Below are 21543 nucleotides of genomic sequence, written 5' to 3' on the forward strand. Positions count from 1 at the left end.
GGCGTACGCCTATGGAAGTCCTCCAGCAATGGAAAGCGGCCTGATCACCCCACCAGCTCTCATAGGAACTGGACCACTGATGGGGGTCACGTCAATCGGCCACAGCGAGTGCATGCGAGCTGGCGGTTCGGTCGAACGTGGTGTTAGGCAGGGGTGAACATGGTGGGGCCAGTCACGTGACCACAAAGACCCGGTCATTCAGCTTGATCGTGCCAGGAGCTCGGACCGAGGCATACACACCGAAATGCGGACCGATATCGCGGCCAAGGCTCCGCAGTATCCGAGGATCGTTCGGTAGATCGTCTTGGGGAAAGTTCACCATGACGCATCGCTCCGTAAGATCGTCCACCTGCAGGATGACCTCCCCAATTCGAAGCGTCTTGCCGAGCCAGAGTCGTTCCAGCTGAGTCATGCCGGGAAGTTCAATCAGGATGTTTGGCCTGAATCGACGATCATCGACACGGGAATCCGGGAGGAGCTGATTTAGCCACGCCAGTGACGCCGTTGCAATCAGATGGAGAGGCCCAGAATCTAGGTGCGAAATACCCCTCTCCCGCGCAAGTGTGACCGGCTGGCCCAGTGCGTCGGACAACGCGGTATGGATACTCGAGTCATTGCCTAGAATCTCGCGGCCATCCGGGAACGTAATCCTTGGAGTTTCGTGCTCGTACACCGCTCGGAAGCCAAACAGACCATCGATCTTGCGAAAGCGGCGAGTCGTCTTTCCGCTTCCGAATTTGCCATCGGCGTCACGCACCGCAAAGAGACGATCACCCTTGGCGCCACGCTTATCGACAGTGAGATGCCCGCACTTCTCACCGAGCATGGACTTCACCGGATAACGCCACAGCCGGATGACCCTGGCCTCAGAGTTGTTGGATGTCGCGAACTCGGCGGTTTCCATGTCCGTCAGTTGCCTTGAGGTGGCCTAGCCATACGGAGCGCATGCCTAACGCTCCAGATCAGAAGCGGGTGAGAGCTTGCGCGTATGGCGCTCAATCTTTGGTCCCGTCTTCTGCATCTGGATGTTAGGCGATCGGATTTTCACCAGTTTGGCGTAGCAGTTCGTTCAACGCGTGGTCTGAGTGCTCTACCCTAAAGGCCTTCTCTTGTCCTATCATTGTATTCACAATCACGACATCCCCCATTCCACGCACTCCCCGTCCATTGCGATACAATGTGGCGGACTTAAATGGCTGACTACCAGTGATTTGATCAAGCTTTGCTAAGTCAGTGGTCTGAAAATCAATGTAGACCGACTCGGGATTAAGCCAGGTGATCGAGAGGCAGTAATGACAATGACCCTTTTCCAGAACCAGCCAATCTCCATTTGGCAGGCCAGGAGCGGGAGGAACGGGTGAATTTCCAATTGAATACAGAGAACGAACTTCCCTGGCTTTATGACTCCTTCCTATAACTGCTGCAGCAAAGCCAAAGTCTTCGTTAGATGCATACAAAAATCTGCTGGACTGCAAGACTTGCAACTCGTTGAGGGCCATGCAGTAGCGATCGTAGATCACCAATGGTTCTCCCAATTCGAGACTGTTATTCAATCGGTAGGAGAACTTCTCCTTTGGTGCGGGCCTGGGATGATTTTCATTGATTGCTTCTGACAAGATTTCGTGAATACTTGGACAGTACAAGGCCAGGCTGATGTGCGGCGAAACAGGAAAGTATATCTCTATTCCTGGTGCATCAAGCCCAATCCTGCCGTAAGGGAAGGAGTTGTTCATTACTACTGGATTATCTGATATGCAGAGGCCCCCAGTCTCTGAGACGAGCAGGACTATGTTCTTATTTCTCAGAAGCTTGACAATCTGATCCAGTTCGAAGAGCTTAGCGAAGGCGATCTGCCTCGCAGTATCATCATCAATAACTTGCGTTCGATCAAGGCCTTGGACATCCAGCCAATCCGAGAGTTGATTGGACAACTCCATGGGCGATGTTCTCATTATCTTCGTGCGTACAAGTTGAGTAGCCACAAGAGCGGCCAAATCGTCAACGACTTGTTCATCTACTTGTATAAGCGACCTTCTGCACGACAGCTCTTGGATGGCTATCGCCAAGCGATTATCGGCCTCTTGGAAAAGCATCTCATAGTTAACTGTCTGTTCACCGATGCGGACACTGTTGAAATCTCGTTCTGCTGCCGCGTTGACAACTGCTGTGTTGTATCGCGTCCCTGTTTTCTTGTCATAGACGAAAACTTGATCCGTGCCAGGCCTTGGTGAGAAACTCTTCAGCAAAGCTTGAGGGACATAGTGATGCTTTCTTGGTATGGGAGGCATAATCGGTCAAATTCGCCTAACTACTAAATGGGTGGTTCCGTGATGCACTCCCGCGGTCTCTTGCCACGCCGCCTATGCAGCGGATATTCAGTCCAGTCAATCGAGAGCGTTCGTCACAGACTGGGCTTCCTTGGCTCAGTGAGCCCTGACTTGGGTTCATAAAGGAACCGTGATGCATGCAGGACAAGTCGTCCCGGTCAAGGTAGCTGCCCCGGATCGGTCTTGCCCATGCCAGTTCAGGGATTATCGGGGTGATTCTCCGCCGGATATGTGGCCGACCGACACCTGACTTGAGGCCCAAAAGCCATTCCCCCGCAGCCATTCCGGCCAGCTGTCTGCGTGTTGCGGTGACCATCACCGGTCACGTGATGCACGCCATCGCACCGCCCTTGGCGGATCACAGCAGGTCGGCGGGGCTGCGCACACCGCAGGGGCCCCGGTTGAGCACATGCGTGTAGATCATCGTGGTGCGCAGGTCGTTGTGGCCCAGCAACTCCTGAATGGTGCGGATGTCGGTGCCCCTTTCCAGCAGGTGGGTGGCGAAGGAATGGCGGAAGGTGTGGCAGCTCACCCGTTTGGCCAGCCCCGCTGCCTGCACTGCCCTTCGCACGTCCTTCTGCCTGATTGATGGATCACGCCATCGCCGGGTCTGGGGGAACACCCATTGCCAGCCCCATTCCACGGCGGCGTTCGGATACTTGCGCCCCAGCGCCTGGGGGAGCACCACCCGGCCGCAGCCGGCGGCCAGATCTGCATCATGCAGCCGCCGCACCCCCTCCAGGTGCGCTCCCAGCGGTTCCATCAGCCGCTTCGGCATCAGGGTGATGCGGTCCTTGTCCCCCTTGCCGCTGCGCACCGTGATCTGCCGCTGCCCGACGTCGAGATCCTGTACGCGCATCCGCAGGGCTTCCATCAGCCGCAGTCCGCTCCCGTAGAGCAGGCCGGCCACCAGGGCCGTGGTGCCTTCCAGGCGCCTCAACACCTGCTGCACCTCCGCCGGTGTCATCACCACCGGCAGGCGCCGCCCCACCCGGGCGCGCACCACCCCCGTCAGATCGCCCGGGGTCGTCCCCAGCACATGGCGATAGAGGAACAACAGCGCCGAGAGAGCCTGGGTCTGGCTGGAGGCACTCACCCCCTCCTCCACCGCCAGGTGGGTGAGGAAGGCGTTGATCTCGGCCTGCCCCCGGGTCGCCGGCAGGATCGTTGCTTCGCCGTGCCCTCTCGCCTCCGCCCATGGCCGCCCCCGCCCCCCTGGCGATCCAGCCCCTCTTCCCCATGGCCCTGGGCCGGGTGCAGCTGGCCCCCGACCCGCTCGATACCGCCCTGCTGCTGCAGCGGATCCTGGACCTGCGCGGTGAGGCGCCGCAGGAGGAGGGCGTGGCCTGGACCGGAGACGTGCACGGCGCCGGCGAGCTGCACCACGACCCCCTGTTCGCCCCCCTGATCGCTGAACTGGCCGGCCATGCCCGGGCCTACCTGGACGCGCTGGGCTTCGATCGCCGGCGGCTGGCGTTGCATGTCCAGCGCTGCTGGCCGGTGATCAGCGAGCCCGGCGCGCAGGTGGGGCGCCACCACCACCCCAACGCCCACCTCAGCGCCATCTACTACCTCAACGGCGACGGCAGCGGTCGCAGCGGCTGCCTGCGTCTGTTCCCTCCCCGGCCGGTGAACGAGCTGGTGCCGGGGCTGGCCGTGGGCCAGGACGGGCCGATCGACCCCGCCGCCGACCTCAACCAGCCCTGGCACGACGTGGCCCCCCGGGCCGGCCTGCTGCTGCTGTTCCCCTCCAGCGTCGACCATGCGGTGCTGCCCAACGGCGACCCCGACGACAGCCGCTTCTCCCTGAGCCTCGATGTGGTGCTCACCGCCGCGGCGACCGCGCCGGACCCGGGCGAGTACCTCGCCCCCCACCCCGGCCGCTGGCTGGCGATCGGAGAGGATGGCCCGACGCCGGGAGCCTGAGCCCCGCCCCCTCTCTTCTCCGTCCGCCCGCCCGTGTCCGAGCCCGTGTCCGAGACCTCCTCCACGCCCGCCGCGACGGTCTCCGTTTTCCAGATCAGCGCCAGCCTCGACGGCGCCCCCCACCGCTTCCCCTGCCGCAGCGACCAGACGGTGCTGAACGCCGCCGAAGCGGCCGGGGTGCCCCTGCCCAGCTCCTGCTGCTCGGGGGTGTGCACCACCTGCGCCGCCCTGCTGCGCAGTGGCACGGTGCACCAGCCCGACGCCATGGGCGTCAAGGCCGAGCTGCAGACCCAGGGCTATGCGCTCCTGTGCGTGTCCTATCCCCGCTCCGACGTCGACCTGCTCGCCGGCCAGGAGGACGCCCTCTACGAGGCCCAGTTCGGTCAGTTCCAGAAATGAACCCGCCGCCTGAGCTCCAGCCCCTGGAGCTGTGGCTGCAGCCGGCGCCCGGCCCCCTCCTGCACCAGCTGCTGGCGGCCCTGGGAGCGGAGGCGCGCCGGTTGGCCGGTGAGGGGGCCGAGCCCCTGCGCTGGGCGGTCACGGCGGTGGATCCCGTGCGGGGCCTGCGGCTGGAGGGGATCGTGGTGGGGCCAGCGGGAGAGCCCGGCCCGTGAGCGGGGCGGTGCCGCCCCTGCCCACCCTGCTGGTGATCCCCACCGGGGTGGGCTGCGCCGTGGGCGGCTTCGCCGGCGACGGCCTGCCGGCGGCCCGGCTGCTGGCAGCCGCCAGCGGTTGTCTGATCACCCATCCCAACGTGATGAACGCCGCCGCCCTCTACTGGAGCGACCGGCAGATCCACTACGTGGAGGGCTGGAGCCTGGATCGCTTCGCCGCCGGCGACCTGGCCCTGGCGCCGGTGCCGTCCCAGCGCCTGGGGGTGCTGCTGGATGGGGCCATCGAAGCGGAGCTGGCCCTGCGCCACCGTCAGGTGATCGACGCCTGCCGGGCCAGCCTGGGGCTCCGCATCGGCCCCGTGCTCACCACGGAGGTGCCCCTGGGGGTGACCCTTTCGCTGGGGCCGAGCGGCAGCAGCTGGGGCAGCCTGAACCGCCCCGATGCCCTGCTGCGGGCGGGGGAGCGGCTGGTGGCCGCCGGCGCCACGGCCATCGCCGTGGTGGCCCGCTTCCCCGATGAGCCCGGCAGCGAGGCTTTGGCGGCCTACCGCCACGGCACGGGTGTGGATGGGCTGGCCGGAGCCGAGGCGGTGATCAGCCATCTGCTCAGCCGCCACCTCGGCGTTCCCTGCGCCCATGCTCCGGCCCTGGCGCCCCTGCCCGCCGATCCGGCCCTGGATCCCAGGGCGGCGGCCGAGGAGCTGGGCCACACCTTCCTGCCCTGCGTGCTGGTGGGTCTGAGCCGGGCCCCGGGCCTGCGGCCGGAGCCCGCCACCGGCTCGGGCCTGCTCCATGGCGCCGACCTGGGGGCGGTGGTGGCCCCGGCGGGCGTCCTAGGGGGAGAGGCGGTGCTGGCCTGCGCCGAGCGGGGGGTGCCCCTGATCGCCGTGGAGGGCAACCCCTGCCTGCTGGAGGTCACTGGCGCGGCCCTGGGGCTGCCGGTGATCGCCGCCGCCAGCTATGCGGAGGCGGCGGGGCTGGTGCTGGCCCTGCGGGAGGGGATTGATCCTGCGGCCCTGCGACGGCCGCTGGCTGGGGGATGAAGGGGCCTCAGGGCTCGCCGAGAAAATCCCGTTTGCCCAGTTCCACACCGTTGTGGCGCAGGAGGTCGTAGGCGGTGGTGACGTGGAAGTAGACGTTGGGCAGGATGAAGAACAGCAGGAAGGCCTGGCCGGTGAAGTGGAGCGTTTCGCCCCGCACCGGCAGTTCGATGGGCCGGGCCTCGCTGCCGTCGATCTGCTCAGGCGCCAGGGTGGCGAGGTAGGCCAGGGTCGCCTCGATCCGTTCGATCAGCTCCTCGAAGCTGGTTTCGTTGTCCTCCATGGCCGGGGCCTCGCCGGCGGCGAGCCGGGCCAGGCCGCGCCGGGCGATGTCGGTGGCGATCTGCACCTGCCGCACCAGGGGGAACATGTCCGGGTAGAGGCGGGCCTGCAGCAGCACCGCCGGCTCGATCCCCCGGGCCTCGGCGTGGGCGGCGGCCTTGCGCAGGATCGCGATCAGGTTGGTCAGGCTGCGGGCCAGGGGCGGAACGGCCGCCTCGAACATCGAGAGGGTCATGGCGGTGGTGGCGCGGCGGCGGGGACAGAAAAACGAACCTAGGTCGGCCAGGCGGCCCGCTCCGCGGGGAAGACGTTGAGCAGAAATACCCAGCACCCGGAGCCGCTTAAGCGGATCGGTTATGAGTTAAGGTGAGGTAGATCGCCGCGTGATGCGGTGCTTCGTCAAGTCGTTCTTCACACAATTTCATGGCTGTCATCGAAAAGGTCCCCAGCGTCGTCTTCAAGACCCGCGTCCGCGATGAATCCGTGCCCGGCTCCAACCCCTTCCGCTGGCAGGATCTCACCAGCGACGACATCTTCAAGGGCAAGAAGGTGGTGGTGTTCTCCCTCCCCGGTGCCTTCACCCCCACCTGCTCCTCCAACCACCTGCCCCGTTATGAGGAGCTCTACGAGGAGTTCAGGGCGCTGGGCATCGATTCCATCGTCTGTGTGTCGGTGAACGATGCCTTCGTGATGTACCAGTGGGGCAACAAAGTGGGTGCCAAGAACGTGTTCCTGCTGCCCGACGGCAACGGCGAGTTCACCCGCAAGATGGGCATGCTCGTCGAGAAGAGCAACCTGGGCTTCGGTGATCGCTCCTGGCGCTATTCGATGCTCGTCAATGACGGCGCCATCGAGAAAGTGTTCGTGGAGCCCGGCTTCGATGACAACTGCCCCGCTGACCCCTTCGAGGTCTCCGATGCCGACACCATGCTGGCCTACCTGAAGGGCACCGCCTCCGCCGGCGTTTCCGCCCCGGTGCTGGAATTCGTCGGCTGAGCCGGCGACTCCCTTCGCCAACGCTTCTGTGCTCTCGCCCCCCGTTCCATCAGGGAACGGGGGGCTTTTCTGTCTGCGATTCCCGTGCCGACCGATGCAGCCCGGCTTCCAGCTCGGCACCATGAGCCCATGACCACGCCCAGCCTGCGCTTCCGTCCCCACGGTGTCGGCCGGTTCTTCGTGGCGGGGTTCCTCTCGCTCTGGCTGTGTGCCTGGTCGGCGGGAGAACTCTTCGCCCTCTGGTTTCTGTGGACCTTCCTGACCACCGGTCAGGGGCCGCTGGCGGTGGTGGTCTTCGTTCTGTTGTGGGTGAGTGTCTGGAGCTGGGGGGGAATCGTCGCCCTGACTCTGGTGCTGCGCTGCCTGTGGTCGGAGGATCGGCTGGTGCTCCACGACGACGGCCGCCTGGAGTGCCTGGCTCGGCTGGGGCCGTTCCGTCGTCGCCGGGCCCTTCCCTGGCGGGAGATCCTTCGCTTCCGGGTGCAGGCCGAGGCCGCCCGGGGTGGCGCCCTGGTGGCCGAACTTCCCGGTCGCACGCTCGAGATCACCCGCCTGGGCAACCTGCGCCAGCGGCAGGAGGCCGCCGAGCAGCTCAACCGGGCCCTGGGGCCGCGGCCTGAGCCCCGGGAGCCGAATCCGGCGCCTGCGGTTCTGCCGGCGGGCTGGCAGGAGGTCAGCCCCTCCTTCGACAGCCCGCTGCTGGTGCCCCACCCGGGGCTGCGGCGCCGGCAGTCCCTGGCGATGGGACTGGTCTGCCTGTTGGTGTGGGGTCTGCTGGCCCTGCTGGTGGGCGGCGCCCTCACCCGGCCGGCCCTGTGGGTGGGGGTGCTGGTGTTGGGCGCTCTGGGCCTGGCCTGCGGCTGGGGTCTGCTGTGGCTGCTGTTCGGGCGGCGGGAGTGGCGACTGGAGCCCCGCCGGCTGGTGCTGCAGCGCCGCTTCGCAGGCCGCCTGCGCACCCTGGGGGAAGCCAGGGCCCTGCAGCTGACCGAAACGATCGATTCCGACGGTGATCGTTGTTATCGCCTGGAGGCGACCCGCTCCGCCGGCAGGCCCCTGACCGTCGACCACAGCGGCCAAGATCCCGCTTCCCTGCGCAGCCTGGGGGCCTGGCTGGCGGCCAGGGCCCATGTGCCGTTCGAGGACCGGGTGCCCACCGAGGCCCAGCGGTTGGAGCGGCGCACGGCCGAGCTGCAGCGTCTTCGCCAGCAGCTGACAGAGGCAGGGCCCCTCGGCCGCTGGGCCGCCCAGCTGATCGATCGGGATGATGCCGGACGCTCGGCCTAGGATTGGTTCACGACGGAAGCGAAGCAACCATGGCTGGGGTTCTCGCCTGGATGCCCCAGGGCCTGGCCGCCGTGCTCATCCTTCTGGGCGCCTGGCTGGTGTGGCGCCTGGTCAAGAAGGCGATGGGCCTGGCCGTGCAGCGGGCGGATCTGGATCCCACCGCCGGCAATTTTCTGCTGACCTTGCTGAAATATCTGATTCTGTCGATCGGGGTGATCACGGCCCTGGGGCGTCTGGGCATCAACACCACCTCCATCCTTGCCAGCCTGGGTGTGGTGGGGCTGAGCCTGGGATTCGCCGCCAAGGATGCCCTTTCCAACATGATCTCCGGGATCTTCATTTTCTGGGACCGGCCCTTTGTGCTTGGCGATCTCATTGAGGTCGGCGGCCACTATGGACGGGTCGACCGGATCACCATGCGCTCCACCCGGGTGGTGACGCCGGACGGCAGAATGCTGGCGGTGCCAAACACCATCGTGGTGAATTCCATCGTTGCCTCCTATACAAACTTTCCCCATCTCCGGCTCGATATTCCCTTCACGGTGGGTGTGGAGGAGAATCTCGACAGGGTTCGGACGATTGCCCTTTCCGTCTGCAGGGGACATGCCCTGCTGGTGACGGAGCCACCGGCCAGGGTGGTGGTCACGGCTCTGAACGATTACAACGTCGCCATGGAGCTCCAGGTGTGGCTTGCCGACGAGAAGCTGCACATCCCTGAGCGCCACTCCCTGAGAGAGCGCCTGTTTGAGGCGCTTCGCGACGCCGGGGTCGACATGCCCTTCGAAACGCTGGCCCTGCGAGGCATCCCGGAGAACTCAGCAGTCCCCCCCTCCAGCCTTCCGGCAACCTCGGCTCCCCCCTCCGGTACGGAGTCTGCAAGCGATTGAACTGCCTACTCCTTCCGTTTCAGGACCTTCGCATCAGGGAGATCATTCGCGCACCGACTTGTGCCCGATCACGCAACCTTTGCCACGTGACTAGAGTTCACTCCCCCTTTCCGATTCCTGCACCATGAAAAGCGTCGGGCTGGCGTTAGGAAGTGGAGGAGCGAGAGGCTGGGCCCACATCGGTGTGATTCGTGCCCTCGAGGAGGCCGGGATCCGGATCGATTGCATCTCCGGAGCCAGCATCGGAGCCCTGGTGGGAGCCATCCACTGCGCAGGCGAACTGGATGAGCTGGAAGAGTTCATCCAGGATCTGAGCTGGAGAGACATGCTCTCCTACTTCGACATGGTCTTCCCCACCAGTGGTCTGCTGGATGGCAACAAGGTCTATGAACTGCTTTCAGAACACATGCAGGGGATGCTGATCGAGGAATCCCCGATCCCGTTCTGCTGTGTGGCCACTGATCTGATCAAGGGCGAAGAGGTCCACATCCGCTCCGGCTCCATGGTGGATGCGGTGCGGGCCAGCATCTCCGTGCCCGGAATCTTCACGCCCTTCTGCCATGGCGATCTCTTCCTCGGTGATGGGGGTATCGTCAACCCAGTGCCGGTGGATGTGGTCCGCGGCATGGGGGCGGAAGTCGTGATCGCGGTGAATCTCAACCGCAATGATGTCACCGGTGGTCTCGCGCCCTCTTCGCGGGCCGAGGTCATCTGCTCGGTGGCCGCCCCTGACGAAGCAGAGGAGGAGGAGGCCGAGACGGATGGCACCCCCCGCACCTCCAGCGAGGCGTCGAAACGCCGCAGGGAATCGTTCCTGAAGAGCCTCAGCGACCGCTACCAGAGCATGAAGGACACACTGAACGACAAGGTGGATCAGTGGTTCCCCTCCGAAGAACCCGGGCCGAACATCTTCGATGTGATCGGCACCTCACTGAATGTCATGGAGCAACAGGTCACCCGCAGCCGGCTGGAAACCCACGCACCCGACGTCCTGCTGGAGCCGGTCCTGAACGACTTCGCCATCTTTGATTTCCACAAGGCCAACAGGATCATCCGCAAGGGCTACCGGGCCATGAAGGACCAGCTGCCGGCTCTGAAGGAGCTTCTCTGATGGCTGTTCCCCTGCTCCATTCTCTCCATGCGGGCCTGGACAGCTGGTTCACGCGCAAGACCTCCCAGCTGGCCGATGATCCCCTCGAACCGCTCCCTCGGGAGCGGGCCCTCGCACTGGGGCGGCGGATCGAAGCCCTCGATGGTCCGGCGCCCCTTCAGGCCTTTGTGCGTGAGGCGCTGGGCGAAGCGATCGAGGCCTGGCGCGCCGATCCGGAGGCCGCCAACGTGCTGGTCGTCCTCGGTCGTCCTGTTGAGCCCATCACGCCGGTGATCGAGGCAGTTCTGGCCGAGCGGGAGGGTCCGTCCTCCGGCTTCCACACGCTGCTGCCCTGCCATCGGCGGCCGGCGGATCCGGAGAACACCCCCCGCATGCTCACCGCCGCCCTGGAGGGGAGGGGAGCGTCGGGGGCCGCAGAGGGGGAGGCGTCGCTGCTCAGCCTGCCCAACCTGGATCAGTGTTTTCTGCGCTGCATCGACGGCTGGAGCGGCATCGAGCGACTGCGCCGGGTGATTCTCGAGCGCCGCGACAGCTTCTGGCTCCTGGGCTGCAGCAGCTGGGCCTGGAAGTTTCTCGACCACGTGAGCCAGATCAGCTCCTATTTCCCCGCCGCCAGATTCCTTCCATCCCTCGAAGGCTCCGAGCTGCGGGAGTGGCTGGCCCCCGTGGCCGAGGGGCTTGAGCTGAAGCCAGAGACTGCGGCCGTGCCTGGAGGGCCTGAAACCGCTGAGGACGCGGCAGCAGACCGGTGGAGCCAGCTGGCTGAACTCGCCGCCGGCAGCAGCCGCATCGCCGCCGAGCTCTGGCTGGGGAGCCTGCGTCTGGCTCCGGCCGACGACGAAGGTGGGCTGCGGCAGGTGAAGCCTGTCCTGCCCGATCTGCCCAGCCTGACCGATGAGGACCGTTATCTCCTGCACAGCCTCCTGATCCACAGCACCATGCGCCGGGACCATCTCGCCTTCGGGCTGGGGCTGCCCAGTCACCGGCTCCAGCCGCGCATCCACTGGCTTCTCGGCGAGGGCGTGATTGAGGAAACCGCGGGGGAACTGGCCGTGCGGCCGTCCCATTACCCGTGCCTGGTGAAGGAGCTGGCGAACAACAATTTCTTCACCTGGGAGGCCTGACCCATGGCTTCAGCCACGCTCCGCCGCCGCCGGGTCAGGGTCCTGCTGGTCGCTCTGGCCGCGACCATCCTGCCGGCCGCCGCCCGGGCCGAGACGGCGACGCAGCGCATCCTCGCCGATGTCACTCTGATGAAGTCCATCGGTGCGGTGGTGGCCGTCCTGCTGGCCTACGCCGGCATCTTCCTGATCGAACGGCTGACCGGCTGGCTGTCCGAAAAGGTGGCACGCCGCTACCGGCTGCTGATCAAACAGTCGGTGCCGTTCCTGAAGGGCATGATTCTGATCGTGACGGTCTCCTATCTGCTCGATCAGTTCCTCAACCTCACCCAGAACAACCTTCTGGCCTTGACGGGCACCCTCGCGGTGGCACTGGGCTTTGCTTTCAAGGACTACGTGAGTTCGATCATCGCCGGCGTCGTTTCCCTCTTTGAAGCGTCCTACCGGGTGGGAGATCGGGTCAGGATCGGCGACCACTACGGCGAGGTCGTCGGCTATGGGCTGCGCAGTCTGCAGCTGGTCACTCCCGACGACAACACCATCACCATCCCCCACAATCTCCTCTGGACCGATTCGATCTCGAATGCCAACAGCGGCAAGCTGGAGGCTCAGGTGGCCACGGATGTCTATTTCGACCACACGGTCGATCCCGATCTGGTGGTGGACATTCTCTATCAGGCGGCCTACAGCAGTCAGTACACCCAGCTGCGGCTGCCCATCGTGGTGGTGATGGAGGAGCACCTCTGGGGTACCCAGTACCGGTTGCGTTGCTACCCCATGGATGCCCGCGATGAGTTCGTCTACCGCACCGATCTTCTGATGCGGGCCAAGCGGGCCTTTGCCCACCATGATCTGTCCTACCCCCGTCCGCAGCTGGCGCTTCTCGACCCTGCCGGCTCGTCGCCTGCCGAGGGCTGAACCTCCCACCGTCGGGATGTGGCCACAGGGAAATAAGCCGCTACTATTTCAAAGTGCACCTGTCAGACTCGCCGCAGACGCATTGACGACCCTTCTCGCTTCTGCTTCGGATCAGCATCACTAACGGAGACGGCGTAAGGGTTCAATGGGTTTTTCTGACACCTTTCCATTCCTCCACCCCAGGCCTCGGGACAGGGAGCGTGGCAAGGCCGGCACCAATGGCGACGGGGGCGTCGATCCAGGGCCCCTCACGGCAGGCCTGAGCGCCTGGGCAGACAGCCAGCCGATCCTCGATGCCCTGCCGGATCCCCTGGTTGTGCTGGTGCCGCAGCGGAGCTCCAGCGGCGGGATCATCGATTTCGTCTACGCCTACGCCAACGCTCCGGCCTGCGCCTATCACCACCGCAGTCAACGTCAGATGCTGGGCGCCCGGCTGCGGCAGCTTCATCCGGCGGTCGCTACCAATGGCCTGTTCGAGCAGTACGTCCGCGTCGTGGAGACCGGCAAAGCCCTGGATCTCGATGCCCTCGACTACCCCAACGACGGCGCCACCGGTCCCATTCACCACTACGACATCCGTGTGGTTCCCGTTGGTGGTGTCATCTGCTTTCTCTGGCGCGATGTGACAGGCAGGGTTCATGCCCAGAAGCAGCTGCAGGATGCGGAACGGCGCTATCGCCTGCTGGCCAGGCACGCCTCCGATGTGGTGATCGAAGTGGACGCGGATCACCGGGTTCTCTGGGTGTCCGAATCGATTGAAGCCCTGCTCGGCTGGCAGCAGCCCGCCGTGATGGGCAGGGCGGCCATTGAGTTCGTGCACCGCGACGATCGGGGCCGGGCCGTGCGCGCCGGTCAGGACCTGGACGAGCGGGGCCCGTTCGAGGGGGAGCTGAGGATTCTGTGTGCCGACGACAGCTGGCGCTGGATGGGTGTCACCGCCCATGCCCTGTCCGGTGAGAAGGGCATGGCGTGGGTGCTCTCCTTCCGTGACATCCATGACGAGGTGCGGATCCGCACCGAGCTGCATCACACCATCCAGCACGACTTCATCACCGGCCTGGCTGTCCGCGGCGTCGCCCTCGAGCGGCTCCGCCGCTCTCTCGACGGCCTCAAGGGCTCAGGGGAGACCTTGGCGGTGCTGAGCATCGGGATCGATGGTCTCACCCAGGTCAACGATGCCCTCACCCACACCGGCGGCGACAAGCTGATCGCCTTCCTCGCCGCCCGGATCACCAAGGAGATCGGCAATCCCGATCAGGTGGGTCGGGGCACCGGTGATGAATTCATCGTGCTCCTCAGCCCGCTCCCTTCGGGCGCCGATGCCGCCCTCACCGCAGAGCGGATCCTCAGGGCCTGCCAGGCTCCGATCGTGATCGGTGGCCAGCCCATCGATCCCACGGTGAGCATCGGCATCGCCACAGCCAGGGCGGGCACCCTCCCGGACGAACTGCTCCGGGATGCCAGTCTCGCCATGCGTCAGGCCAAGGTCCGTGGACGCAACTGCTATGCGTTCGTCGATGACGCCCTGGCCACCGAGGCCCACACCCGCCTGATGTTCGCGGCGGAGCTCCAGCGAGGTCTGGCGGCCGGGGAGTTCGCGGCCTGGTTCATGCCGATCGTCGCCTTCGACACCGGCGAAGTCACGGGCTACGAAGCCCTGGTGCGCTGGCTCCGGCCCGATGGCATCGAGATGGAGCCCGCGGCCTTTCTTCCTTTCGCTGAACGCAGCCGGTTGATCGCCAGGATCGATCTGGTGGTCCTGCATCAGGCTCTGGCGGCGCTGTCCCGGCTGCCCGAGTCACTCACCATGGCGGTCAACGTGTCGGCGGCCACCTTCTCCCTGGACGATTACCCCGAGCTGGTGTGTGAGGCCCTGCGGGTCTCTGGGGTGGCCCCCCATCGCCTCCATCTGGAAGTCACCGAGACCGCTCTCCTCACCGTGACCGACAGGATCCGCCAGCAGATCCAGCAGCTGGCGTCCCATGGGGTCCGCTGGTACGTGGATGATTTCGGCACCGGCTATTCCTCGATCAGCCATCTGAGGGATCTGCCGATCGCCGGTCTGAAGCTGGATCAGTCCTTCACGGCGGCCATGCGGGCCAAGGACCACAAGAGTCTGCGGCTGGCCCAGGCCCTGGTGGGGGTGGCGGAGGGCCTTGAGCTGGACACGGTGGCCGAGGGCGTGGCCACGATCGAGGAGGCCTGTCTGCTCGCCTCCCAGGGTTGGCTGCATGGCCAGGGCTGGCTGTACGGCAAGGCCACCCCCCTGCCGGTGGACCCCTTCGCCGGCAGCGTCTGAGGAGGCTTCAGCCCCGTTCGCCACTCCCCAGTTCAGCGCAGCAGGCCGCAAACACCGCGGCTGGATCGGCCGCGGCGCTGATCGCCCGGCCGATCACCAGATGGCTTGCCCCCGCCGCCAGGGCCGCCGCTGGGGTCATCACCCGCTTCTGATCACCCGTCTCGTCGCCGGCGGGGCGGATGCCGGGGGTCACCAGGGCGAAGGGCCGCGGGTGGGCCGCCCGCAGGCCCGCCACCTCCAGGGGGGAGCACACCGCTCCTTTCAGGCCCGCCGCCGCCGCCAGTGCCGCCAGGTCGCCCACGTGGCGCTCCAGCGGAGTCGTGACCGCCAGCTCGCGACCGAAGCGCTCGGCGTCCCAGCTGGTCAGCACCGTCACCGCCAGCAGGGTGGGGGCGGGCAGACCCGCCGCGGCAGATCCCTCCAGCGCCGCCTCCTGGGCCGCGGCCAGGGCCTCGCCGCCGGCGCTGGCGTGCACGGTGATCAGCTCGGCCCCCAGCCGGGCGGCGCTGCGGCAGGCGCCGGCCATGGTGGCGGGGATGTCGTGGAACTTCAGATCCAGGAACACCCGCAGCCCCCGCTGGCGCAGGTCGTGCACCACGGCGGGCCCGGCGGCGGTGAACAGCTCCAGGCCCACCTTCACCCAGCGCAGCCCCGGGACCGCCGCCGCCAGAGCCAGGGCCGCCTCGGCGTCGCCGCGATCGAGGGCGAGAATGATCCTGTCGGCAGCAGCCATCAGGCCACCAGCCGCCGGAAGGTCTTCTTGCCCAGCTGCAGCACCTTGCCGGTCAGCTCCTCCGGGCCGGCGAACTCCTGATTGGGGTCGCTCAGCTTCTGCCCGTCGAGCTTCACGCCGCCCCCCTGGATCTGGCGCCGCCCCTCGCTGCTGCTGGCGCAGACCTGCAGGGCGCTCAGCAGGTAGAAGGCCTTGAGCGGGAAGGCCAGCCCCGCCAGGGAGGCTTCCGGGACGGTTGCCGCGCCCAGCCCGGCCGCCGCCGGCGTCCCCTTGCCGGCGAGCCCAGCGGCCACCAGCCCTGCCGCATCGGCCTGGGCCTGCAGCGCCGCCTGGAGGCCATGACGGGTGGCGGTCACCTCCAGGGCCATGGCCTTCTGGCGTTCGCGGGCATCGCCGGGCTGGGCCGCCGGATCCAGATCCGTGAGCAGGGTGAGGTAGTCCGCCACCACCGTGTCGGGCACCTTCTCGAGCCTGGAATACATCGAGAGCGGATCCTCCATCAGCCCCACCGTGTTGCCCAGGCTCTTGCTCATCTTCTGGACGCCGTCCAGGCCCGGCAGGATCGGCAGCAGCAGACCGAACTGGGGCCGCTGGCCGAAATGGCGCTGCAGGTCGCGGCCCATGGCCACGTTGAACTTCTGGTCGGTGCCGCCCAGCTCCAGGTCGGCCCGCACCGCCACCGAGTCGTAGCCCTGCAGAAGCGGATAGAGGAACTCATGCAGGCTGATGGGGGTGCCGGAGCCGTAGCGGTTGGCGAAGTCCTCCTTGGCCAGCATCTGGCCCACGGTGCTGATTCCCAGCAGCTCGATCACCCGGGGCAGATCCAGGTCCGCCAGCCATTCGGCGTTGCGTCGCACCTCCAGCCGGCCGGGGGTCTGGAAATCGAGCAGGGAGCGCTCCGGGGGCTGGCCCTCGCCCAGCTGGGCCAGGTAGGTGGCGGCGTTGGCCTCCACCGCCGCAGCATCCAGCTGCACCCGGGTGCTGCTCTTGCCGGTGGGATCGCCGATGCGGGCGGTGAAGTCGCCGATGATCAGCACCGCCGTGTGGCCGGCGTCCTGGAAGGCCCGCAGCTTGCGGAACAGGATGCTGTGCCCCAGATGGATGTCGCTGCCGGTGGGGTCGATGCCCAGCTTCACCCGCAGGGGACGTCCCTGTCGTTCCGCCTCTGCCAGCCGGGCCGTGAGCCTCTGGTCCGGATCGTCCTCGGGGCCGGCGGGAAACAGATCGGCCATTCCCCTGGCCAGGGCCGGGGGCAGGTCCGGCGCCATCGGCCGGCCCGTCTGCATCGGTTGGTGTCCCTCGCCCATCAACGGCTGCCGCCTGCGTGGCAGCGATCGTAGGCAGTGGGCCGTCGGCTCATCCGGCTGGATCGTCCATCTCAGCCCGCTGCCTCCAGCTGGCTCTTCATGCGCTCCAGGGTGAGCTCCATCTGCTCGAACATCTTCTCGGGGGTGAGGCCGAACTGGCCGAGCTGGGTGCGCAACTGCTCGACGGTGAGCTTGGCCTGGAAGTCTTCGGAGAGTTCAAAGCGTTTCATGAACACCCGGTAGCGCTCCATCATCTCTTCCATCCGTTCGATGTAGAGCTTCTTGCCCTCCCGGTCGAACTTGCCGTACTCACTGCCCAGCTGCATCAGCTGCTGGTAATCGGTGAACAGCCGCTTGGCCTCGTCCTGAACGATGTCGGAATCGAAGAAGGCCATGGCGACGTCCGCTCCGGACTGCTGAAGAGCTCGATTCTGCAGAGCCTGCCGGCCTGAGGGGAGTGCGGATCCACGTATCGATGTATCGATGGTCATGGCCCGCCACGGCGGATACCGAAATGCCCCAGCACCCTGGTGAGGATGGGTGATGTCAGCGATCCTTCCCCCATCGGTTCCCGTGGACCTCACTCCCCTGCTGCCCCAGGTGCGTGACGATGGGGCCCAGGCCCTCAGCCTGCTCCGGGATGTCCGGCTGGTGCTCTGCCTGGGCAGCCGGACCCAGCTGGCCCTGCTGATGGCCACTCCTGTCCGGGTCCTGGGAGCGGCGACCACCGCCGGGGAGGGATTCGCCCAGGTGCAGCGGCACCAACCTGCGCTCCTCATCACCAGCGATCGGCTGGAGGGGGGCTGCGGGGTGGATCTGGTGGTGCGCGTCAAACGCCGTTTTCCGCGCGTCCGCACCCTGCTGGTGCTGAGCCAGGAGCACCGCCTCCCCCTGGTCACCACGGCGTTCCAGAACTGTTGTGACGCCATCGTGGCGGAGTCGCGGCTGCTCCATGGCTCCGGCCTCCAGGCCCTGCGGGCCTTGGCTGAGGGGTCCCCCTATCTGGACCCCGCCCTCGCCGTGGCCTTCCGGGGTGTCCAGGAGAGCCTCAGTGCCGGCCTGCAGGAGCGTCTCAGTGCCCGGGAGCGCCAGGTGCTCGCCCAGGTGGTCCAGGGCCGGACCAACCATGAGATCGCCCGGGATCTGATGGTGTCGGTCGACACCGTCAAGACCCACGTGCGCAATGTGCTGCTCAAGCTTCGGGTCCGCGGACGTATCCAGGCGGTGGTCACCGGCCTGCGGCTGGGGCTGATCGACTGGCCCGACCCCTGAGGCAGCCGCTAACTTCGGTTTCGATGTGCACGGAGGCGGGCCTCCATGGCTGGGCGCCACTGGCTGGATCCCCTGGCCCGCAGGTTCCTTGTGGCTACAGGGCAACTGCCGCCACCGGCCCCGGCCGGCGATGGGGACACACAGGGGGTGGAGCGGGAGCTGCTGGCCCTCAAACTCGCCCAGAATCCCGGTCTGCGCTTACGGACCGCGCAGGAGGTGCGCGATGCCGCCGCCCTCGGCTGGCACCTGGATGTCAACCGCGCCAGTGCCGCCGACTGGCTGCGGCTGCCCGGCTGCCGGCCCGAGCAGGTGGATCTGCTGCAGCGGCTCCGCAGCGGCGGCGTTCAGCTCAGTGGTCCCGACGATCTGGCCCAGGCCCTGCAGATCCCGCCCGAACAGGTCCGCTGCTGGCTGCCCGTGCTCCGCTTCCGCTGGTACGGCGATCCCGGGCCCGAGGTGGCGCCGTCCCCCCTGGCGATCAACCGGGCCGAGGAATCCCAGCTGCGGGAACGGCTCGGCCTCTCGGCGGAGCGTTGCCGGCGGCTGCTCCAGGAGCGGGCCCGGGAACCATTCCGGGATCTGGCCGATCTGCAGCAGCGCCTGCAGCTGCCCGCCGATCTGATGGAGCGGTGGATCGGCAGGGTCGGCTTCGATCCGGCTCCCCCCGGCCCGGTGCTGCCCCCGGCCCGGCGCCCCTCTCGATGAGCCGGCAGGGGGAACTGTTCCCGGCCCCGGCCAGCGCCTGCGGATCCCTTCCGGTCCAGGAGCTTCCCCTGCTGAGGGAGCAACTGCTCGCCTGGCAGGACCGCCTCGCCCGTCATCAGGAACCGCTCCATGGCCGGGCCGGTGCCGCCGCCGCCCTCCGGCAGGGCCAGCTGTTTCCCGTCCCCCTCGACCCCGCCGACCCGTTGGAGCGGGCCCGCCAGTTCGATCCCATGGGGCTCAGCCCCCAGAGCCTGTCGTTCTGGCGCTGGCCCCGGGCTCCCCACCGGGGGGCGGCGCTCTATCTGGTGATGGACCGCCCTCCCCAGCTGTCCGTGCCGCTGCTGCTCTACGTGGGCGAGACGGGGCGGGCCGATCAGCGCTGGAAGGGCGACCACGACTGCAAGGGCTACCTGGCGGCCTACGGCGAGGCCCTGGGGCGGGTGGGGCTGGAGGCCCGGCCGAGCATTCGCTTCTGGTGCGACGTGCCGGCAGCGGTCGGCCCCCGCCGGGCCCTGGAGCAGGCGATGATCCGTCACTGGCTGCCGCCCTTCAACAAGGAGACGAGGGATCGCTGGGCGACCCCGTTCACGGCCGAGCCCGGCTGAGAGGGAAGCCGGTGCTGGCTACGATCACGGCCCGCCCGCCCTGGCCGTATGGAGTTCCGTTGTCTTGCCGTTTCCGGTTCCCTGGGGGAGGTCTGGTCCGGTGACACCCTGGTGGTGGGGCTCTTCTCCGGGGCTGCCGGTGATGGCCGTGCCCAGGCCGAGACGCTGGTGGGTGGGGCCCTCGAGGGCCTGCTGGAGCGGCGCCGTTTCGAGGGCAAGCCCTCTCAGACCCTGACGATCGAGCGTCCGGGCCATGCTCCGGCCACCCTGATCCTCGTGGGGCTGGGGGATCCGGAGCAGTTCGGCCTTGATGCCCTGCGCCAGGCCAGTGCCGCTGCTGCCCGCAGTGCCGCCGCTGCCGGTGCCGAGGAGCTCGCCCTCTGGCTGCCGATCGAGGGGCTCGAGCCCGCGGCGGCGGCGGCGGCCATGGCTGAATCCGTGCGGCTGGCTCTCTATGCCGACCAGCGCTTCAAGAGCGAGGCCGAACCCCGGAGCGAACCCCGTCGGGTGACCCTGCTCTCCCCGGCCGCGGCGGCGGAGGCGGGCCTGGCCCATGTGGAAGCCACCTGCGCCGGGGTGGAGCTGGCCCGCCGGCTGGTGGCGGCGCCTCCCAACAAGGCCACGCCCCAGGCCCTGGCCGACGAGGCCGCCGCGATCGCCGGCAGCTTCGGCCTGGACCTCAAGGTGCTGGAGCGGCAGGACTGCGAAGCCCTGGGGATGGGGGCCTACCTGGGGGTGGCCCAGGGGTCGGATCTGCCCCCGAAATTCATCCACCTCACCTACCGGCCCGAGGGAGAGGTGACCCGGCGGGTGGTGCTGGTGGGCAAGGGGCTCACCTTCGATTCCGGCGGCTACAACCTCAAGACGGCCGGTTCCCAGATCGAGATGATGAAGTACGACATGGGCGGCAGTGCCGCGGTCCTGGGGGCCGCCCGTGCCATCGCCGAAATCCGCCCCGCCGGCCTGGAGGTGCATGTGATCGTGGCCAGCTGCGAGAACATGATCAGCGGCGGCGCCATCCATCCGGGCGACGTGCTCACCGCCTCCAACGGCAAGACCATCGAGATCAACAACACCGATGCGGAAGGGCGGCTCACCCTGGCCGATGCCCTCGTCTATGCCTGCGCCCTGGAGCCGGATGCCATCGTCGATCTCGCCACCCTCACGGGAGCGTGCGTGATCGCCCTCGGCGAGGAGATCGCTGGACTCTGGTCGCCGAGCGACGGCCTGGCCGAGGCCCTGCTCGAGGCTGGCCGGGCCGGCGGCGAGGCCTTCTGGCGGATGCCCCTGCGCAGCTCCTACAAAGAGGGGCTCAAGAGCCCGATCGCCGATCTCAAGAACACCGGACCCCGGCCCGGCGGCTCCATCACCGCCGCCCTGTTCCTGCAGGACTTCGTCACCAAGGGGTTGCCCTGGGCCCATCTCGACATCGCCGGCACCGTCTGGAGCGATAAGCCCCGGGGCGTCGATCCGGCCGGTGCCACCGGATTCGGCGTCCGCACCCTGGTGGCCTGGCTGGTGGGCGGTGCCGCCTGCTGAATGGTCCTCCCCACTCGGCTCATCGAAGGCTGAGGCCTAGGTTTGTCGCCATCCAGACCGACCCTTGCCCATGGCCGTTCAGAAGATCCGCTGGTACGTGAAGGCCCAGCTCGGGGTGCTGCTGCTGCCGGCCGGATTGTGCCTCTTCGGGGAAGGGGTGATCCGCAAGGGCATCCAGACCTGGTCGGCCCTGGCAGCCTCGGTGGATCAGGGCCAGTCCCTGCCGGAAGCTGGGCCATGGGTCTGGTACGGCACGCTCGGCCTGATCCTGATCAATGCCGGCGTGGGCCTGATGATCGAAAGCGGGCTGCTGCGCGGCTACCCCCGCACGCCTCCCCGGGCCTGAGGTTCAGACCGCGACCGGTTCCGGATCCCCCCGTCCTGCCAGGCTGGCCTGCAGTTCGGCCGGAGAGGCCAGGCGGTGAATCTGCCAGGGGGCTTTCTCACCGCAGCTCGCCTGGAGTTTGTCGAGGTCGTCAGCCGCCTCCCTGGGGCTCGCGTAGGGCCCGAAGTGGCGGGTCTGCAGACCGTCCCGGATGGTCAGCAGATACATACGCGGTCCCTGACGACGTCATGG

24 protein-coding genes are annotated in these 21543 nt (G+C 67.0%); 16 read left to right on the forward strand and 8 right to left on the reverse strand.

Annotated features, from left to right (window positions below):
- Nucleotides 1-172: 172 nt before the first annotated feature.
- The 3 genes from KUG41_RS04300 to KUG41_RS04310 form a co-directional block, all read right to left on the reverse strand.
- Nucleotides 173-904 (reverse strand): MOSC domain-containing protein, encoded by a 732-nt coding sequence (locus KUG41_RS04300; protein ID WP_216901437.1) that lies wholly within the window; start codon nucleotides 902-904, stop codon nucleotides 173-175.
- 124 nt (nucleotides 905-1028) lie between these two features.
- Nucleotides 1029-2288 carry a DUF4238 domain-containing protein gene (locus KUG41_RS04305; RefSeq protein WP_256438896.1) on the reverse strand — a complete coding sequence of 420 codons (1260 nt, stop codon included), beginning with the start codon at nucleotides 2286-2288 and terminating at the stop codon, nucleotides 1029-1031.
- Nucleotides 2289-2685: 397 nt separating this feature from the next.
- Nucleotides 2686-3492 carry an integron integrase gene (locus KUG41_RS04310; protein ID WP_216901633.1) on the reverse strand — a complete coding sequence of 269 codons (807 nt, stop codon included), beginning with the start codon at nucleotides 3490-3492 and terminating at the stop codon, nucleotides 2686-2688.
- Nucleotides 3493-3524: 32 nt separating this feature from the next.
- On the opposite strand from KUG41_RS04310, the gene KUG41_RS04315 reads away from it, so the two are divergent.
- From KUG41_RS04315 to KUG41_RS04330, 4 genes are read left to right on the forward strand one after another with little or no spacing between them, the layout of a single operon-like run.
- The gene (locus tag KUG41_RS04315) at nucleotides 3525-4253 is read left to right on the forward strand and encodes a TIGR02466 family protein (protein WP_254216830.1); all 729 of its coding nucleotides are present in this window, start codon (nucleotides 3525-3527) and stop codon (nucleotides 4251-4253) included.
- A 45-nt stretch (nucleotides 4254-4298) separates the two neighbouring features.
- Nucleotides 4299-4652: a 2Fe-2S iron-sulfur cluster-binding protein gene (locus tag KUG41_RS04320; protein ID WP_216901439.1), complete on the forward strand. Its 354-nt coding sequence runs from the start codon at nucleotides 4299-4301 to the stop codon at nucleotides 4650-4652.
- Nucleotides 4649-4867 (forward strand): hypothetical protein, encoded by a 219-nt coding sequence (locus tag KUG41_RS04325; RefSeq protein WP_216901440.1) that lies wholly within the window; start codon nucleotides 4649-4651, stop codon nucleotides 4865-4867. The genes KUG41_RS04320 and KUG41_RS04325 overlap by 4 nt, the downstream gene beginning before the upstream one ends.
- Nucleotides 4864-5910, forward strand: a complete 1047-nt coding sequence (locus tag KUG41_RS04330; protein ID WP_216901441.1) for a DUF3326 domain-containing protein — start codon at nucleotides 4864-4866, stop codon at nucleotides 5908-5910. The genes KUG41_RS04325 and KUG41_RS04330 overlap by 4 nt, the downstream gene beginning before the upstream one ends.
- 7 nt (nucleotides 5911-5917) lie before the next feature.
- On the opposite strand, the gene KUG41_RS04335 is transcribed toward KUG41_RS04330, so the two are convergent.
- Nucleotides 5918-6424, reverse strand: coding sequence for a DUF1993 family protein (locus KUG41_RS04335; RefSeq protein ID WP_216901442.1), 507 nt, complete (start codon nucleotides 6422-6424; stop codon nucleotides 5918-5920).
- A 188-nt stretch (nucleotides 6425-6612) separates the two neighbouring features.
- On the opposite strand from KUG41_RS04335, the gene KUG41_RS04340 reads away from it, so the two are divergent.
- From KUG41_RS04340 to KUG41_RS04370, 7 genes are all read left to right on the forward strand, one after another.
- Entirely contained in the window at nucleotides 6613-7185 is a 573-nt protein-coding gene (locus KUG41_RS04340; RefSeq protein ID WP_216901443.1) for a peroxiredoxin, read from the forward strand.
- A 129-nt stretch (nucleotides 7186-7314) separates the two neighbouring features.
- Nucleotides 7315-8469: a hypothetical protein gene (locus tag KUG41_RS04345; protein ID WP_216901445.1), complete on the forward strand. Its 1155-nt coding sequence runs from the start codon at nucleotides 7315-7317 to the stop codon at nucleotides 8467-8469.
- Between the two features lie 29 nt (nucleotides 8470-8498).
- Entirely contained in the window at nucleotides 8499-9356 is an 858-nt protein-coding gene (locus KUG41_RS04350; protein WP_216901446.1) for a mechanosensitive ion channel family protein, read from the forward strand.
- 124 nt (nucleotides 9357-9480) lie between these two features.
- Nucleotides 9481-10467, forward strand: a complete 987-nt coding sequence (locus KUG41_RS04355) for a patatin family protein (protein WP_216901448.1) — start codon at nucleotides 9481-9483, stop codon at nucleotides 10465-10467.
- Nucleotides 10467-11591 (forward strand): hypothetical protein, encoded by a 1125-nt coding sequence (locus tag KUG41_RS04360; RefSeq protein WP_216901450.1) that lies wholly within the window; start codon nucleotides 10467-10469, stop codon nucleotides 11589-11591. Before KUG41_RS04355 ends, KUG41_RS04360 begins: the two co-directional genes overlap by 1 nt.
- A gap of 3 nt (nucleotides 11592-11594) precedes the next feature.
- A complete protein-coding gene (locus KUG41_RS04365) occupies nucleotides 11595-12506 on the forward strand; it encodes a mechanosensitive ion channel family protein (protein ID WP_254216831.1) in 912 nt (303 codons plus the stop codon).
- A gap of 145 nt (nucleotides 12507-12651) precedes the next feature.
- Nucleotides 12652-14805, forward strand: coding sequence for a bifunctional diguanylate cyclase/phosphodiesterase (locus tag KUG41_RS04370; RefSeq protein WP_216901452.1), 2154 nt, complete (start codon nucleotides 12652-12654; stop codon nucleotides 14803-14805).
- Between the two features lie 7 nt (nucleotides 14806-14812).
- Here KUG41_RS04370 and pyrF read toward each other — a convergent pair whose 3' ends face one another.
- The 3 genes from pyrF to KUG41_RS04385 form a co-directional block, all read right to left on the reverse strand.
- The gene (gene pyrF / locus KUG41_RS04375; protein WP_216901454.1) at nucleotides 14813-15538 is read right to left on the reverse strand and encodes an orotidine-5'-phosphate decarboxylase; all 726 of its coding nucleotides are present in this window, start codon (nucleotides 15536-15538) and stop codon (nucleotides 14813-14815) included.
- Entirely contained in the window at nucleotides 15538-16845 is a 1308-nt protein-coding gene (gene tyrS / locus KUG41_RS04380) for a tyrosine--tRNA ligase (protein WP_371734025.1), read from the reverse strand. The genes pyrF and tyrS overlap by 1 nt, the downstream gene beginning before the upstream one ends.
- 71 nt (nucleotides 16846-16916) lie before the next feature.
- A complete protein-coding gene (locus KUG41_RS04385; protein WP_216901455.1) occupies nucleotides 16917-17240 on the reverse strand; it encodes a DUF1825 family protein in 324 nt (107 codons plus the stop codon).
- 148 nt (nucleotides 17241-17388) lie between these two features.
- Here KUG41_RS04385 and KUG41_RS04390 point away from each other — a divergent pair, with 148 nt between their 5' ends.
- From KUG41_RS04390 to KUG41_RS04410, 5 genes are all read left to right on the forward strand, one after another.
- Entirely contained in the window at nucleotides 17389-18117 is a 729-nt protein-coding gene (locus tag KUG41_RS04390; RefSeq protein WP_216901458.1) for a response regulator transcription factor, read from the forward strand.
- A gap of 45 nt (nucleotides 18118-18162) precedes the next feature.
- On the forward strand, nucleotides 18163-18822 hold the full coding sequence (locus KUG41_RS04395; protein WP_216901460.1) for a hypothetical protein: 660 nt from the start codon (nucleotides 18163-18165) through the stop codon (nucleotides 18820-18822).
- Complete coding sequence (locus KUG41_RS04400) at nucleotides 18819-19427, forward strand: GIY-YIG nuclease family protein (protein WP_216901462.1); 609 nt, start codon at nucleotides 18819-18821, stop codon at nucleotides 19425-19427. The genes KUG41_RS04395 and KUG41_RS04400 overlap by 4 nt, the downstream gene beginning before the upstream one ends.
- 48 nt (nucleotides 19428-19475) lie before the next feature.
- The gene (locus KUG41_RS04405; protein ID WP_216901464.1) at nucleotides 19476-20966 is read left to right on the forward strand and encodes a leucyl aminopeptidase; all 1491 of its coding nucleotides are present in this window, start codon (nucleotides 19476-19478) and stop codon (nucleotides 20964-20966) included.
- A gap of 70 nt (nucleotides 20967-21036) precedes the next feature.
- Nucleotides 21037-21312, forward strand: coding sequence for a hypothetical protein (locus KUG41_RS04410; RefSeq protein WP_216901466.1), 276 nt, complete (start codon nucleotides 21037-21039; stop codon nucleotides 21310-21312).
- A 3-nt stretch (nucleotides 21313-21315) separates the two neighbouring features.
- Here the strand turns inward: KUG41_RS04410 and KUG41_RS04415 are convergent, their stop codons facing one another.
- Nucleotides 21316-21519: a hypothetical protein gene (locus tag KUG41_RS04415; protein WP_216901468.1), complete on the reverse strand. Its 204-nt coding sequence runs from the start codon at nucleotides 21517-21519 to the stop codon at nucleotides 21316-21318.
- Between the last annotated feature and the right edge of the window lie 24 nt (nucleotides 21520-21543).

Origin of the sequence: Synechococcus sp. CCY 9618 (assembly GCF_019038415.1) — a bacterium.
Classification (GTDB): Bacteria; Cyanobacteriota; Cyanobacteriia; order PCC-6307; family Cyanobiaceae; genus Cyanobium.

Bases quoted from the DNA above. Each gene is read 5' to 3' on its own strand.
- KUG41_RS04300 (WP_216901437.1), bottom strand. From the start codon at position 904: ATGGAAACCGCCGAGTTCGCGACATCCAACAACTCTGAGGCCAGGGTC.
- KUG41_RS04305 (WP_256438896.1), bottom strand. From the start codon at position 2,288: ATGCCTCCCATACCAAGAAAGCATCACTATGTCCCTCAAGCTTTGCTG.
- KUG41_RS04315 (WP_254216830.1), top strand. From the start codon at position 3,525: ATGGCCGCCCCCGCCCCCCTGGCGATCCAGCCCCTCTTCCCCATGGCC.
- KUG41_RS04325 (WP_216901440.1), top strand. From the start codon at position 4,649: ATGAACCCGCCGCCTGAGCTCCAGCCCCTGGAGCTGTGGCTGCAGCCG.
- KUG41_RS04335 (WP_216901442.1), bottom strand. From the start codon at position 6,424: ATGACCCTCTCGATGTTCGAGGCGGCCGTTCCGCCCCTGGCCCGCAGC.
- KUG41_RS04340 (WP_216901443.1), top strand. From the start codon at position 6,613: ATGGCTGTCATCGAAAAGGTCCCCAGCGTCGTCTTCAAGACCCGCGTC.
- KUG41_RS04345 (WP_216901445.1), top strand. From the start codon at position 7,315: ATGACCACGCCCAGCCTGCGCTTCCGTCCCCACGGTGTCGGCCGGTTC.
- KUG41_RS04350 (WP_216901446.1), top strand. From the start codon at position 8,499: ATGGCTGGGGTTCTCGCCTGGATGCCCCAGGGCCTGGCCGCCGTGCTC.
- KUG41_RS04355 (WP_216901448.1), top strand. From the start codon at position 9,481: ATGAAAAGCGTCGGGCTGGCGTTAGGAAGTGGAGGAGCGAGAGGCTGG.
- KUG41_RS04360 (WP_216901450.1), top strand. From the start codon at position 10,467: ATGGCTGTTCCCCTGCTCCATTCTCTCCATGCGGGCCTGGACAGCTGG.
- KUG41_RS04365 (WP_254216831.1), top strand. From the start codon at position 11,595: ATGGCTTCAGCCACGCTCCGCCGCCGCCGGGTCAGGGTCCTGCTGGTC.
- KUG41_RS04370 (WP_216901452.1), top strand. From the start codon at position 12,652: ATGGGTTTTTCTGACACCTTTCCATTCCTCCACCCCAGGCCTCGGGAC.
- pyrF (WP_216901454.1), bottom strand. From the start codon at position 15,538: ATGGCTGCTGCCGACAGGATCATTCTCGCCCTCGATCGCGGCGACGCC.
- tyrS (WP_371734025.1), bottom strand. From the start codon at position 16,845: ATGGGCGAGGGACACCAACCGATGCAGACGGGCCGGCCGATGGCGCCG.
- KUG41_RS04385 (WP_216901455.1), bottom strand. From the start codon at position 17,240: ATGGCCTTCTTCGATTCCGACATCGTTCAGGACGAGGCCAAGCGGCTG.
- KUG41_RS04390 (WP_216901458.1), top strand. From the start codon at position 17,389: ATGTCAGCGATCCTTCCCCCATCGGTTCCCGTGGACCTCACTCCCCTG.
- KUG41_RS04395 (WP_216901460.1), top strand. From the start codon at position 18,163: ATGGCTGGGCGCCACTGGCTGGATCCCCTGGCCCGCAGGTTCCTTGTG.
- KUG41_RS04400 (WP_216901462.1), top strand. From the start codon at position 18,819: ATGAGCCGGCAGGGGGAACTGTTCCCGGCCCCGGCCAGCGCCTGCGGA.
- KUG41_RS04405 (WP_216901464.1), top strand. From the start codon at position 19,476: ATGGAGTTCCGTTGTCTTGCCGTTTCCGGTTCCCTGGGGGAGGTCTGG.
- KUG41_RS04410 (WP_216901466.1), top strand. From the start codon at position 21,037: ATGGCCGTTCAGAAGATCCGCTGGTACGTGAAGGCCCAGCTCGGGGTG.
- KUG41_RS04415 (WP_216901468.1), bottom strand. From the start codon at position 21,519: ATGTATCTGCTGACCATCCGGGACGGTCTGCAGACCCGCCACTTCGGG.